This window comes from Microbacterium sp. NPDC089320 (genome assembly GCF_040684875.1).
In the GTDB taxonomy this organism is placed as follows: domain Bacteria; phylum Actinomycetota; class Actinomycetes; order Actinomycetales; family Microbacteriaceae; genus Microbacterium.
Genome location: NZ_JBFBGY010000002.1, coordinates 413676 through 428624 on the forward strand (window position 1 = coordinate 413676; position 14949 = coordinate 428624).

Below are 14949 nucleotides of genomic sequence, written 5' to 3' on the forward strand. Positions count from 1 at the left end.
GGTCGCCGGGTGCCTGCAGTCCTGCGGAGCCCGCCCTATGCTGGGCGGGTGAGCTCGTATCAGCCTCCTCGCCCATGGATCGCCAGCTATGCCGCCGGCGTCCCGGAAGACCTCTCTCCGGTGTCGGGGTCGTTGGTCGACATCGTCGCCGCATCGGCCCGCGACTATCCGGATGCCCCCGCACTGCAGTTCTTCAATCGCGAGACGTCGTACTCGGAGTTGCAGGATGCCATCGATCGAGCCGCCGCGGGACTGCGCGACCTCGGTGTGCGGGCGGGCGACCCGGTCGCGATCGTCCTGCCGAACTGCCCGCAGCACATCGTCGCGTTCTACGCGGTCCTCAGACTCGGCGCCGTCGTGGTCGAACACAACCCGCTCTACACCCCGCGCGAGCTGCGCAAGCAGTTCGAGGACCACGGCGCGAAGCATGCGATCGTATGGAACAAGGTCGTGGCCACGGTGCAGGAGTTCCCTGACGACCTCGCCGTGACGAACCTGATCTCGGTGGACGTCACCCGTGCGATGCCCCTGCTCACGCGCGTGGCGCTGCGACTCCCGGTGGCGAAGGCCCGTGAGTCTCGCGCGGCTCTGACCGAGAAGGTGCGCGGAACCGTCACGTGGGAATCGCTGGTGCACTCCGCACCGATCTCCGCCGCGCACCCGAAGCCTTCCACCGAGGACCTCGCGATCATCCAGTACACGTCGGGCACGACGGGAACCCCCAAGGGCGCCGCTCTGACCCACGGCAACCTGCTCGCGAACGCCGCTCAGTCGCAGGCCTGGGTGCCGTCGATACAGCGAGGCAAGGGCTGCGTCGTGTACGCGGTCCTGCCGATGTTCCACGCGTACGGACTCACCCTCTGCCTGACGTTCGCGATGTCCATGGGAGCGCGCCTCGTGCTGTTCCCGAAGTTCGATCCCGACCTCGTGCTCGACGTGATGAAGAAGCATCCGGCGACCTTCCTGCCGCTCGTCCCGCCGATCGCCGACCGCCTGCTGTCGGCAGCACAGGCGAAGGACGTCTCCCTCGACGGCATCGAGGTGGCGATCTCCGGCGCCATGGCTCTACCGCACGAGCTGGTCGTGCCTTTCGAGGCCGCGACGCACGGCTTCCTGGTCGAGGGGTACGGACTCAGCGAGTGCTCTCCCGTGCTGATGGCGAACCCGGTCGCCGACAATCGCGTGCCGGGCACGGTCGGACTACCTCTTCCGGGAACCGAGTGCCGCGTCGTCGATCCGGAGAACCCGACGGTGGACGTCCCTGAAGGTTCCGCAGGCGAACTCCTGGTGCGTGGGCCCCAGGTGTTCTCCGGCTACTACGGCAAGCCTGAGGAGACGGAGGCCGTCTTCGTCGACGGCTGGTTCCGCACCGGTGACATCGTGACGGTCGACGAGGCGGGATTCATCCGAATCGTCGATCGGATCAAGGAGCTCATCATCACCGGCGGCTTCAACGTCGCCCCCACCGAGGTCGAGAGCGCGCTGCGTCAGCATCCTCAGGTGGTGGATGCCGCCGTCGTCGGCCTTCCGAGCGACCACTCCGGCGAAGAGGTCGTCGCGGCGATCGTCGTCGACCCGGGTGCCGAGGTCGATGTCGAGGCCATCCGAGAGTACGCACGCAGCATCCTCACGCCCTACAAGGTCCCCCGCCGCCTGTTCATCGTGGATGAGCTGCCCACATCCCTGATCGGGAAGGTGCTGCGTCGCCAGGTCAAAGAGAGGCTGCTCTCCCTGACCGCCGGCTCCTGAGGTCTGGCTGCCGGCTCCTGAGGTCGCCCTCACAGGCGCGTGATCCCGCGAAGCGCTACCCTTGGTCAGTGACTCCTGAAGACGCTGTGCCCACCGACGCCCCCGAGACCCCTGGATTCGAGGAGCTCGGCATCTCCGGCCCCGTCCTCAAGGCCATCAAGGACCTCGGCTACGAGACCCCCTCCCCCATCCAGGCCGCGACGATCCCGACTCTCCTGTCCGGTCGCGATGTCGTCGGCATGGCGCAGACCGGAACGGGGAAGACCGCCGCATTCGCGCTCCCCGTGCTCGAGCGCCTCGACGTGTCCCAGAAGACCCCGCAGGCGCTCGTCCTCGCTCCGACCCGCGAGCTCGCGCTGCAGGTGTGTGAGGCCTTCGAGTCGTATGCCTCGAAGATGAAGGGCGTGCACGTTCTCCCCGTCTACGGCGGTCAGGGCTATGGCGTCCAGCTGTCGGCGCTCCGCAGAGGCGTGCACGTGATCGTGGGAACGCCCGGTCGCATCATGGACCACCTCGCCAAGGGCACTCTCGACCTGTCGCAGCTGCAGTACCTCGTGCTCGATGAGGCCGACGAGATGCTCAAGATGGGCTTCGCGGAAGACGTCGAGCAGATCCTCGCGCAGACGCCGGAAGAGAAGCAGGTCGCCCTGTTCTCGGCGACGATGCCGCCGCAGATCCGCCGACTCGCGCAGAAGTACCTGCGTGAGCCCGAAGAGATCAGCATCAAGTCGAAGACCGCCACCGGCACGAACATCACGCAGCGCTACCTCGTGGTGTCGTACGCGCAGAAGGTCGATGCGCTCACCCGCATCCTCGAGGTCGAGAACTTCGACGGCATGATCGTCTTCGTCCGCACCAAGAACGAGACCGAGACTCTCGCCGAGAAGCTGCGCGCCCGCGGATACTCCGCGGCCGCCATCAACGGCGACGTGCCGCAGGTGCAGCGCGAGCGCAGCGTCAATCAGCTCAAGGCGAGCAAGCTGGACATCCTGGTCGCGACCGACGTCGCGGCCCGCGGTCTCGACGTCGAGCGCATCAGCCACGTCGTCAACTTCGACATCCCCACCGACACCGAGTCGTACGTGCACCGCATCGGCCGCACCGGCCGAGCGGGGCGCACCGGCGATGCCATCAGCTTCATCACGCCGCGCGAGCGCTACCTGCTGAAGTCCATCGAGAAGGCCACGCGCCAGCAGCCCACGCAGATGCAGCTGCCGAGCCTCGATGACGTGAACACCACACGCCTCGCCCGCTTCGACGACGCGATCACCACGGCGCTCACCGACGCGGCGCGGATCGAGAAGTTCCGTGACATCATCGACCACTACGTGCGCAACCACGACGTGCCGGAGGCCGATGTGGCCGCCGCTCTCGCTGTGGTCGCCCAGGGCGACACCCCGCTGCTCCTCGATCCGGCCGACGACGCTCTGTCGAGGGCCGTCGAGTACGACAACCGGCCGCCGCGCGAGAACAGCGGCCGCGGTGACCGCCGAGAGCCCCGCGAGCCGCGCGAGCGCCGTGGGCGCGGCGACTACAAGCCGTTCCGCATCGAGGTCGGACGACGTCACCGCGTCGAACCCCGTCAGATCGTGGGCGCTCTCGCGAACGAGGGCGGCCTCGGCCGCGATGACTTCGGCGCCATCAACATCCGTCCGGACTTCACGATCGTGGAGCTGCCCGCGAACCTCGACTCATCGGTGCTGGACAAGCTGAAGGACACCCGAATCTCGGGTCGCCTCATCGAGATCAAGCCGGACCGCGGACCGGGAGCGCGTCGCAATGACGGGCCACGCGATGCCGGCTCCCGAGGCGGCTACGACCGCCGCGACGACCGTCCGCGCTACGATCGCGACGACCGTCCTTCGCGCGGCGACGACCGGGGCGAGAAGCCGTTCCGCAAACCCCGGCACAAGGGCTGATCAGCCGCAACGCATCGAGCGCGCCCCGCCCAGACGGATGTCCGGGCGCGGCGCGCTCGCGTATACCGAGGTCTCCGACCTCTGACAGCGGCCGATGCTCTGGGAACCCCGATCAGGGGTCCCCAGAGGTTCACCCGAGAGCGCCAGGCCCTTCGGTGACGAGAATGTGGAACTGGGCGGCATCGAGGATGCGGATGCCGAGCTCTTCCGCTTTCGCGAGCTTCGACCCGGCTCCCGGCCCTGCGGCGACGAAGTCGGTCTTCTTCGAGACGCTCGACGCCGCTTTGCCGCCCGCATTGATGATGGCTTCCTGTGCTCCGTCGCGGGTGTAGCCGTCGAGTGACCCCGTGGCCACGACGGTCAGTCCGTCGAGCACTCCGCCTTCGACGACCGCGGCGCCCGGCCCTGGGTGCCCCGGCGTAGCCCACTGCACGCCCGCTTCCGTCCAACGCCGCACGATCTCCTGATGCCAGTCCACCTCGAACCAGTCGAGCAGCGAGTCGGCGATGATGCCGCCGACACCCTCGACAGCCGCGAGCTCCTCCCGGGATGCCGCCCGAATGGCGTCGAGCGAACCGAACCACTGCGCGAGCGCGCGAGCCGCCACTGGTCCGACATGACGGATGTTGAGGGCGACGAGAAGACGCCAGAGATCCTTGGTCTTCGCCTTCTCGAGTTCGGCGAGCAGAGTCACCGCCTGCGATGAGGGCTGCGGACCCTCGAGACCGGACTTCTTCTCGGCCGCCGTGGGGTTGCGGCGGAAGGGGGCCCGCGTCTTGACGAGACCGTCGTCGTCTTCCTTGGGGAGCCCCGTCTCGGCGTCGCGTACGACGAGCTGAATCGGCACGATCTCCTCGAGGGTCAGCGCGAAGAGCCCGGCCTCCGTCTCGAGCGGCGGAGTCGCCGGCGACGTCGGCTGAGTGAGCGCGGCGGCCGTGACCTCCCCGAGGGCTTCGATGTCGAGCGCGCCTCGGGATCCGATGTGCTCCACACGCCCGCGAACCTGGGCCGGGCACGAGCGCGCGTTGGGACACCGAAGATCGATGTCGCCCTCTTTCATCGGACGCAGGGGCGTGCCGCACTCGGGGCATTCACTCGGCATCACGAACTCCCGCTCGGTGCCGTCGCGTTTGTCGACGACCGGACCGAGCACCTCGGGGATCACGTCACCCGCTTTGCGCAGGACGACCGTGTCGCCGATCAGCACGCCCTTGGCCTTCACCACGTCTTTGTTGTGGAGCGTCGCCTGCCGGACGACGGACCCTGCGACCTGAGCCGGGGCCATCACGGCGAACGGCGTCGCCCTTCCGGTGCGGCCGACCGACACCACGATGTCGAGGAGCGTGGTCTGCACCTCTTCGGGCGGGTACTTGTAGGCGATCGCCCAGCGAGGGGCACGACTCGTGGCACCGAGTTCATCGTGCAGCGACAGCTCATCGACCTTCACCACGATGCCGTCCAGTTCGTGCTCGACGTCGTGCCTGTGCTCTCCGTAGTACTCCACGAAGGAGGTCACCTCGTCGATGCTCGTGCAGACCTTCGTGTGCGGGCTTGTCGGCAGCCCCCATTCCGCGAGCTGCTCGTACACCTGGCTCTGCGCGGCGACCGGCGGATCGTCCCAGGCACCGATGCCGTGCACGTAGAGCGCGAGCGACTCGATGCGCAGCATCCCCGCCTCGAGCTCGAGTCCGTCCTTCTTGTCAATCTGTTGACGCAGACCGCCACTCGCCGCGTTCCGCGGGTTGGCGAATGCGGGGAACCGCCGGGCTGCCGCGGTGCGCGCCTTCTCTTCGTCGAACGGCTTCTTCGCACCGCCCCGAGCCTCCCACCGGGCCAGCGCGTCGGCGAACGCCCTCTCGCGGAACTGCGCCTGCGCAGCGTTCAGACGCTCGAAGGCGGCCACCGGGATGAACACCTCACCGCGCACCTCGACGAGGGGCGGGTGGCCTTCACCACTGAGCTGGAGCGGGATCTCGGGAAGACGCAGTGCGTTCTCGGTGACGATCTCGCCGACCCGGCCGTCGCCCCGGGTCGCGGCGGACGTCAGGCGACCGTTCTCATAGCGGAGATTGATGGCGAGCCCGTCGATCTTGAGCTCGGTCAGCCAATCGACATCCCTCCCGGCGGACGCACGCGTCTTCGTCGCCCATTCGCTGAGCTCGTCGATCGAGAACACGTTGTCGAGACTCAGCATCCGCTCGGCATGCTCGATGGTCGCGAGCCCCGTCGCCTCGGCCGCGCCCACCATCTGCGTGGGCGAGTCCTGACTCTGAAGCTCGGGATGCATCCGCTCGAGCTCTTCGAGTCTGTGCATCCACCCGTCATACGTGAAGTCGTCGACGAGCGACGTGTCGCGCCCGTAGTACGCGTCCTTCGCCTCGAGGATGCGAGTGGTCAGCTCGTCGGCTTCGATACGGGCGTCTTCCAGCGAGATGTTCTCCGGCACCCCGCCAGTCTACGAGCGGCCACCGACATCCCGAGGCAGGTGCTACGCGTCGACGGGGACGGCAGACACCGTCCGGTCGATCGTGAACTGACCGAGCACACGGGTGCCCACATAGAGAACCGCGGTCTGACCTGGCGCAACCCCGTTCAGGGGATGCTCTGGCACGACGCGCACCCCGTCAGTCGAGACGAACGCGCGAGCGACTTCAGGCTCGGCATGCGCACGGATCTGAACCTCGCAGTCGAACTCCGACTCCCCCGGCGCAGCGCCTGCCCAGCTGTACCGGCCACCCGAGATCTCCCGGATCGCGAGGGCCTCCTTCGGCCCGACGACGACGGTGTTCGACACCGGTCGCACTTCGAGCACGAACCGCGGCTTGCCGTCGGCAGCGGGGACTCCGAGCTTCAGTCCGCGACGCTGACCCACCGTGAACGCGTGCGCGCCCTCGTGGGAGCCGACGATCTCCCCCGCGCGGTCGACGATCTCACCCGTCGCCGTGCCGACCTTCTCCGCCAGCCACCCTCGGGTGTCTCCGTCGGGGATGAAGCAGATGTCGTGGCTGTCGGGCTTCTGCGCCACGGTCAGACCGCGCTCCGCCGCCTCTGCTCGCACGACGGCCTTCGACGGAGTCGTTCCCAGAGGGAAGTAGGTGTGGGCCAGCTGCTCGGCCGTCAGGACGCCGAGCACGTAGGACTGGTCCTTGGCGTTGTCGGCCGCGCGGTGCAGTTCTAGGCCCGCGTCCGTCGGGATCAGAGTGGCGTAGTGCCCGGTGCACACGGCATCGAACCCCAGCTCGATCGCGCGCTCGAGAAGCGCGGCGAACTTGATCTTCTCGTTGCAGCGCATGCAGGGGTTGGGGGTGCGCCCGGCCTGGTACTCCGAGACGAAGTCCGCGATCACGTCCTCGCGGAAGCGCTCCGAGAAGTCCCAGACGTAGAAGGGGATGCCCAGGAGATCGGCCGCTCGACGCGCGTCGAGGGCATCCTCGATCGTGCAGCATCCCCGGCTTCCCGTGCGCAGCGTGCCGCCCGCCCGGGAGAGCGCGAGATGCACGCCGACCACGTCGTGCCCCGCGTCCACAGCCCGTGCGGCCGCGACTGCGGAGTCCACTCCGCCACTCATGGCCGCAAGAATCCTCATGCGACAAGTCTACGAGCGTGCGGCTGAGCCGGAGCCGGAAGCCCGCAGGTAGGCCTCGGCGATGGATGCGAGGACAGCATCGACGTCGGCCTCCGTCGACGTGCGTCCCAGCGTGAAGCGGAGCGCGCTGCGCGCGTCCTGCTCGCTGCGGCCCATCGCCATCACCACGTGCGATGGCTCGGCCACACCGGCCTGGCAGGCCGAGCCGGTCGATGCGGCGATACCCGCCATGTCGAGGAGGAAGAGCAGGCTCTCCCCCACTGCACCGGGGAACAGCACGTGCGCATTGCCGGGAAGGCGGCGCGAGTCGTCTCCGAGGAGCTCGGACTGAGGGACTCGTGCCCGGATGCCGGCGATCAGGCGATCGCGCATCGTCGTCAGTCGGGCGGTCTCCGCCTCCCGCTCCGTCTCTGCGAGCTCGAGCGCGGTGGCGAATGCGGCTGCGCCTGCCACGTCCTGCGTTCCGGCGCGAAGCCCGCGCTGCTGGGCGCCGCCGCGGAGGAGCGCGGCGAGCCGCGCGGTGCGGGCGGCGACCAGCGCGCCCACGCCGACCGGCGCGCCGATCTTGTGTCCCGCCACGCTCATCGCGACCAGGCCGACGGCATCGGGGGCATCGCCTCTCAGTGCTCGGAACGACAGTGGGAGATGACCGAGGGCCGCGACCGCATCGAGGTGGAGGGGAACGCGCGATCCCGCCGCCGACGAGGCCAGCGCCGCGGCGTCATTGATCGTCCCCGCCTCGTTGTTGGCGACGAGCGCGGTTGCCACGGCGGCGCCCGGTAGCTGTGCGGCGAATGCGTCCAGGTCGACTGCCGCCGTGCGATATACCGGAACAGCACGCAGCACCGCTCCCGCCGCCACCAGGGCCTCCACCGTGTCCATCGTGGCGTGATGCTCGGCGTCCGGCATCACGATCGCATCCGTCTGCGCCGGTCGCGCCTGCCACAGCCCCTGGAGCGCGAGATTGATCGACTCCGTGCCGCCGGAGGTGAAGACGACCTCGATGGGATCGCAGTCGAGCACTGCCGCAGAGCGCTCCCGCGCCTCCTCGAGCAGCCGCCGCGCACCCTGCCCCGCGCCGTGCGTCGACGACGCGTTTCCGACGATCTCGGCGGCTTCGAGCCACGCGTCCCGCGCCTCGGGTCGCAGCGGTGTCGTCGCGGCGTGGTCGAGATAGTGCTGCATCCTTCCACTCTCCCCCATTTCCGCGGGCGTGGCGCGCATATGGAACTGAGTACATGCGGTCTTGAGACCCGAGCGCAGACCTCTATGGTGTACTCATGCCCGCGATCCGAGACATCACCGTGCCCGGCGGTACTGCACTCGACAACCTCGGTGTGCGCCTTCACGACGGCGTCGGAACCCTCCGCGTCTGGTCGCAGAACGCGTCATCCGTCGAACTCGTCGTCTTCGATGCCACCGACCTCGACTGGGTCATCGACCAGGTCGACCTCGCACGCCGTCCGGGCGGCATCTGGGAAGTGACCACAGAGCTGCTCCAGCCGGGCACGCGATACGCGATCCGTGTGGGTGGCCCGCACGGTCCGGGCAACACGTTCAACCCGGAGACACTCCTCCTCGACCCGTACGCGCGCGGTCTCGCCCAGGGCGACGGCTACGAGGAGTGGCGCTCGGTCGTGATCGTCGACGGATTCGACTGGGGCGAGTCCGAGAAGCCCCGGATCCCGCTCGACCGGACCGTGATCTATGAAGGACACCTCAAGGGGCTGACCAAGCGCCAGCCCGATGTGCCGCCCGCTCTGCACGGGACATACGCCGGACTCGCTCACCCCGCCATGATCGAGTACTTCCACTCGCTCGGCATCACGTCCATCGAGTTGCTGCCCGTCCAGGCCTTCGTTCCCGAGCCGCGGCTGCTCGAACGCGGCCTCACGAACTACTGGGGCTACAACACCCTCAACTTCTTCACACCTCACAACGCCTACGCGACCGAGGACGCGCGCAAGGGCGGCCCCGAGGCCGTTCTCGCCGAGTTCAAAGGCATGGTGCGGCTGCTGCACGAAGCCGGACTCGAGGTCATCCTCGACGTCGTCTACAACCACACCTCGGAAGAGGGCCTCGGTGGACCGCGGTCCAGTCTGCGCGGCATCGACAACGCCAGCTATTACCGACAGGACGCATCGGGTGCCTATATCGACACGACGGGATGCGGAAACACGCTGGACACCTCGACGGATGCCGGAGCGCGTCTCGTCCTGGACTCTCTGCGCTACTGGGCGCAGGAGATGCAGATCGACGGCTTCCGCTTCGACCTCGCCGCCGCGATCGCACGCGACGGCGCGCACACCTATACTCCCGATCACCCGCTGCTCACCGCCATCGCGAACGATCAGATCCTTCGGGACAGCAAGCTCATCGCCGAGCCATGGGACGTCGGCATGGGGGGTTGGCAGACGGGTAACTTCCCGAACGGCTGGATGGAGTGGAACGACCGCTACCGCGACCGGGTGAGGAACTTCTGGCTCAGCGACATCGACTACGCTCGTCGTGCGTCCGCTCCTGTGGGGATCGGCGGTTTCGCCACCCGTCTCGCGGGATCGTCGAACACCTTCGCAGACGAGCGTGGCCCGCTCGCGAGCATCAACTTCGTCACCGCGCACGACGGGTTCACGCTGCACGACCTCGTGTCCTACGACGTCAAGCACAACGAGGCGAACGGCGAGCAGAACCGCGACGGCGCCGATATGAATCGGGCATTCAATCACGGCATCGAGGGACCGACGGACGACCCGGCGATCCTCGCCGCCCGTCGGAAGGCGATGCGCAATCTGCTCGGCACCCTGCTCCTGTCGGCGGGAATCCCGATGCTCACCGCCGGCGATGAGGTCGGTCGCACGCAGCGGGGGAACAACAACGCCTATGCCCAGGATTCGTCGATGACATGGCTCGGTTGGGACGCCGAGCCCTGGCAGGAGGACCTGCGCGCGCACGTCGCCCGGCTCATCCAGCTCCGTTCCGAGAACCCTGCCCTGCGACCGAGTCGGTACGCCCGTCTCGGTGAGCACATTCCGAACGCCTCGGTCATGGACTGGTTCGACCAGAACGGCGACACGATGGAGAGCCAGCAGTGGACCGATCCCGGGAATCGCACGCTGCAGTATGTGGCGGCCTCGACGCCCGACCGCGAAGCGGCCAATCGGATCCTCCTCATTGTGCACGGCACGGAGTCGCCCATCGACGTGCGACTCCCCGAGGACCTCGAGGATGCGACGCGCTTCGTCTCGCTCTGGTCCAGCGCCGACGACCGCCCGGACGACGGCGGCGAGGTGTTCGCCCCCGGCGACATCCTTCCGATTCCGGGCACCTCCATGCGACTCTTCCGCGTGGAATGAACGGCGGCGCGCCGGTGCCCGCCGCGAGCTACCCGCTTCACGCCGTGAGCGGTACATTCGGGAGGTGGCCGCACGTATGAGCAGCATCAGTCCGAAGGCTCTCCGAAGCCCCGCACAGATCCCGTCGCGCCCCTTGGGCGCCGTCTCAGACGGTGACGGACTCGTCGCGACGCGCATTCCTCTGGTGAGCGGCACACCGTCCGTTCCCGGCGGCTTCGCACCGAAGGCGTTCGTCGGCGAGGTGGTGCCGTTCAGCGTGGTCGCGTTCCGTGAGGGGCACGACCTGATCGGGGTGCAGCTGCGATTGATCGCGCCCAGCGGAGAGGAGTCGCTGCACCGGCTCTCCCCCTTCCTCGACGGCACCGATCGCTGGGGTGCCGAGATCGCTCTGGACCTGCAGGGCCGTTGGAGTTTTCGTTTCGAGGCGTTCTCCGACGACTTCGCGACCTGGGCGCACGCCGCCGAGGTGAAGGTCGCCGCCGGCGTGGATGTGCCGGTCATGGCTGCACTCGGCGCCGAGCTTCTCGCGCGCGCAGCTCGCGAGAAGGATCGCCCCGCCGCGCAGCGCAGACGCCTCAGCGAACTCGCCGCGGCGCTGGCTGACGGCGATGCCGAGACCACGACCGCGGTGTCGACGGACGCCGAGCTGGCCGGTGTCTTCCGAGATCGGCCGCTCACGACGCTGCGTTCCGCATCAGCCGCGCACCCCCTGCTGGTCGAACGGACTGCAGCGGGTGTCGGCGCGTGGTACGAGTTCTTCCCCCGCTCGGAGGGCGCGAAGCGCCTCAAGGACGGCACGATCAAGAGCGGCACTTTCAGAACAGCGGCCAGGCGCCTTCCCGCGGTGGCCGCCATGGGCTTCGACGTCATCTATCTGGTGCCCATCCACCCCATCGGCACGACCAACCGCAAGGGGCGCAACAACACTCTGACGACCGAGCCCGGCGACCCCGGCTCGCCGTATGCGATCGGCTCTGCGGACGGCGGACACGATGCGATCCACCCCGAGCTCGGGAAGCCTGCGGACTTCCGCGCCTTCGTGAGGGCCGCCAGGAACGAGGGGCTGGAGGTCGCCCTCGATCTCGCGCTGCAGGCGTCTCCGGATCACCCGTGGGTCGATGAGCATCCGGAGTGGTTCACCACCCTTCCCGATGGCACGATTGCCTACGCCGAGAACCCGCCCAAGAAGTATCAGGACATCTATCCGCTGAACTTCGACAACGACCCGGCCGGCATCTACCGGGAGATGCTGCGCATCGTGCAGCACTGGGTCCGCGAGGGCGTGAAGATCTTCCGCGTCGACAATCCCCACACCAAGCCCCTGCAGTTCTGGGAATGGCTCATCGCGACGGTCAACGCGCAGGACCCGGACGTGATCTTCCTGGCCGAGGCGTTCACCCGCCCGGCCGTGATGCGAGCGCTGGCAGCCGTGGGGTTCCAGCAGAGCTACAGCTACTTCACGTGGCGCAACACCAAGGCGGAGCTCGAGGAGTTCCTCACCAGCGTCTCGCACGAGACGAGCGACTACATGCGGCCGAACCTCTTCGTGAACACCCACGACATCCTCACCGAGTACCTGCAGTTCGGCGGACGTGCCGCCTACCGGATCCGCGCCTGCATCGCGGCCACCGCGGCTCCCGTGTACGGCGTATATGCCGGCTACGAGCTCTTCGAGAACGTCGCGAGACCGGGTTCCGAGGAGAACATCGACAACGAGAAGTACGAGTTCAAGTTCCGTGACTGGGAGGGCGCTGAGGCCTCGGGCGACTCTCTAGCTCCTCTTCTGCGTCGGTTGAACGAGATCCGCCGCGAACACCCGGCGCTTCGCCAGCTTCGGAATCTCTCGGTGCACTGGAGCGACGACGACTCCGTGCTCGTCTACAGCAAGCACCTCGATGCGGCATTCACTGGCACGGGGCACTCCGACACGATCCTCGTGGTCGCCAACGTCGATCCGCATTCCGTTCGTGAGACCACCGTCCACCTTGACACCACGATCTGGGGTGTCGAGCCGGGCGAGCCGTTCGAGGTGGAAGACCTCCTCACCGGAGCCGTGTGGACGTGGGCTGATCACAACTACGTGCGCCTCGACGCATTCGCTGAGCCGGTGCACATTCTGAAGGTGAGGAGACGAGCATGAGCTACGTCGAAGATGCGACCACTTCCGAGGAATGGGCGGCTGTCGCTGCCGGGGCCCATCACGACCCGCACGCCGTCCTCGGCGCACACCCCTTCAGGGACGCGAGCGGTCGCACCGTCACGGTGATCCGCGTCCGCCGTCCTCTCGCGTCTTCGGTTGCCGCAGTTTTCGAAGATGGGAGCCGATTGGAGCTCGGTCACGTCGCCCACGGCATCTGGGAAGCCCAGCACGACGGCGCACCGGTGGCATATCGGATCGCCACCGCCTACGGCGATGACGCCGAGACGACTGCGGGCGACCCATACCGGCATCTCCCCACCCTCGGCGACATCGATCTCCACCTGATCGCCGAAGGGAGGCACGAGCGACTCTGGCACGTGCTGGGTGCGCACGCGCGAGTCGCGGACGGCGAGAACGGCGTCGCGTTCGCCGTCTGGGCTCCGAACGCCACCGCCGTGCGGGTCGTCGGTGATCACAACGGGTGGAACGGCGAAGCGCATGCGATGCGTTCGATGGGCGTGAGCGGCATCTGGGAACTGTTCATCCCGGATCTCGCGGTGGGAACGACGTATAAGTATCAGATCCGTACCCACGGAGGCGCCTGGATCTTCAAGGCCGATCCCATGGCGCAGGCTGCGCAGGTTCCACCCGAGACCGCTTCGGTGGTCACCCAGTCGACCTACGCCTGGTCGGATGGCGCGTGGATGACGCGCCGCGCGGCGACGCACGCCGTCGCTCAGCCGCTGTCGGTCTACGAGGTGCACCTCGGCTCCTGGCGTGGGGGCCTGAGCTACCGTGATGCGGCTGAGCCGCTGATCGCTCACGTCACCGAGGCCGGTTTCACTCATGTCGAGTTCATGCCGCTCGCCGAGCATCCCTTCGGCGGATCCTGGGGCTATCAGGTCAGCGGATACTACGCCGCGACGAGCCGCTTCGGCAGCCCGGACGACCTGCGCTACCTCATCGATCAGCTCCACCAGGCGGGCATCGGCGTGATCATGGACTGGGTGCCGGGCCACTTCCCCAAAGACGCCTTCGCCCTCTCGAGGTTCGACGGACAGCCGCTGTACGAGCACCCCGACCCCCGTCGCGGTGAGCACCAGGACTGGGGAACCCTCATCTTCGACTACGGCCGCCCCGAGGTGCGTGGCTTCCTGGTCGCCAACGCGCTCTTCTGGCTGAGCGAGTTCCACGTCGACGGCCTGCGAGTCGATGCGGTGGCCTCGATGCTCTACCTCGACTACTCGCGGAACGACGGCGAGTGGGAGCCGAACATCCACGGTGGCAGGGAGAACCTCGAGGCGATCCGCTTCCTCCAGGAGGTCAACGCGACCGCCTACCGCCTGCATCCCGGCGTGCTGATGATCGCGGAGGAGTCGACGAGCTTCCCCGGCGTGACCGCACCGACCGACCACGCCGGACTGGGCTTCGGGTTCAAGTGGAACATGGGCTGGATGAACGACTCCCTCCAGTACATCGAGCGCGATCCGATGTACCGCGCACACCATGAAGGCGAGATGACGTTCTCCTTCGTGTACGCGTTCGGAGAGAACTATCTTCTTCCGATCAGCCACGACGAAGTCGTGCACGGCAAGGGAAGCCTCCTCGCGAAGATGCCCGGCGACCACTGGCACAAGCTGGCGAATGTCCGGGCGTACCTGGGCTACATGTGGGGTCACCCGGGAAAGAAGCTCCTGTTCATGGGGCAGGAGTTCGGACAACTGGCGGAATGGTCGGAATCCCGCGAGCTCGACTGGTGGCTTCTCGACCAGCCGTCGCACGCGCAGCTGCAGGGCTTCGTCGGACAGCTCAACCGGACGTATCGCGCTCAGGCTCCGCTGTGGGAGCGCGACAACGACGGATCGTCGTTCTCACGCCTGGGCGCTCCCAGCTGGGATCCCACCGTGATCGCCTTCGAACGCCGTGACGCACACGGCGGCCGTCTCGTGGTGATCAGCAACTTCGCGGGCGTCGAACGCGGCGGTCATCGCCTCACGCTGCCGGTCGCGGGTGTGTGGCAGGAGATCCTCAACACGGATGCCGCAGAGTACGGAGGGCGCGGGTCCGGCAATCTGGGCATGGTGGTCGCGAACTCCGACGACGAAGGACGGGCGACGGCGACGCTCACGCTCCCCGCTCTGTCGACCATCTGGCTGCGCTACGAGAGCGACCCGCACGTGCCGACGATCAGCCACGGCTGAT

General features: G+C 67.7%; 8 protein-coding genes. 5 read left to right on the top strand and 3 right to left on the bottom strand.

Features of this window, described 5'->3' with window-relative positions; all coding sequences use genetic code 11:
* Positions 1-48 precede the first annotated feature (48 nt).
* Both AB0N61_RS06560 and AB0N61_RS06565 read left to right on the top strand, forming a co-directional pair.
* Positions 49-1749, top strand: a complete 1701-nt coding sequence (locus tag AB0N61_RS06560) for a long-chain-fatty-acid--CoA ligase (RefSeq protein WP_363362588.1) — start codon at positions 49-51, stop codon at positions 1747-1749.
* Between the two features lie 68 nt (positions 1750-1817).
* On the top strand, positions 1818-3668 hold the full coding sequence (locus tag AB0N61_RS06565; RefSeq protein ID WP_363362589.1) for a DEAD/DEAH box helicase: 1851 nt from the start codon (positions 1818-1820) through the stop codon (positions 3666-3668).
* Positions 3669-3798: 130 nt separating this feature from the next.
* Here AB0N61_RS06565 and ligA read toward each other — a convergent pair whose 3' ends face one another.
* From ligA to AB0N61_RS06580, 3 genes are read right to left on the bottom strand one after another with little or no spacing between them, the layout of a single operon-like run.
* Positions 3799-6114 carry an NAD-dependent DNA ligase LigA gene (gene ligA, locus AB0N61_RS06570; protein WP_363362591.1) on the bottom strand — a complete coding sequence of 772 codons (2316 nt, stop codon included), beginning with the start codon at positions 6112-6114 and terminating at the stop codon, positions 3799-3801.
* 42 nt (positions 6115-6156) lie between these two features.
* Positions 6157-7254 (bottom strand): tRNA 2-thiouridine(34) synthase MnmA, encoded by a 1098-nt coding sequence (mnmA, locus tag AB0N61_RS06575; protein ID WP_363362592.1) that lies wholly within the window; start codon positions 7252-7254, stop codon positions 6157-6159.
* Positions 7255-7263: 9 nt separating this feature from the next.
* The gene (locus AB0N61_RS06580; RefSeq protein ID WP_363362594.1) at positions 7264-8439 is read right to left on the bottom strand and encodes a cysteine desulfurase family protein; all 1176 of its coding nucleotides are present in this window, start codon (positions 8437-8439) and stop codon (positions 7264-7266) included.
* A 95-nt stretch (positions 8440-8534) separates the two neighbouring features.
* Here AB0N61_RS06580 and glgX point away from each other — a divergent pair, with 95 nt between their 5' ends.
* From glgX to glgB, 3 genes are all read left to right on the top strand, one after another.
* Complete coding sequence (glgX, locus tag AB0N61_RS06585; protein WP_363362596.1) at positions 8535-10607, top strand: glycogen debranching protein GlgX; 2073 nt, start codon at positions 8535-8537, stop codon at positions 10605-10607.
* A 76-nt stretch (positions 10608-10683) separates the two neighbouring features.
* Positions 10684-12747 carry an alpha-1,4-glucan--maltose-1-phosphate maltosyltransferase gene (locus tag AB0N61_RS06590; RefSeq protein WP_363362597.1) on the top strand — a complete coding sequence of 688 codons (2064 nt, stop codon included), beginning with the start codon at positions 10684-10686 and terminating at the stop codon, positions 12745-12747.
* Positions 12744-14948, top strand: a complete 2205-nt coding sequence (glgB, locus tag AB0N61_RS06595) for a 1,4-alpha-glucan branching protein GlgB (RefSeq protein WP_363362599.1) — start codon at positions 12744-12746, stop codon at positions 14946-14948. The genes AB0N61_RS06590 and glgB overlap by 4 nt, the downstream gene beginning before the upstream one ends.
* The last annotated feature ends 1 nt before the right edge of the window (position 14949 follow it).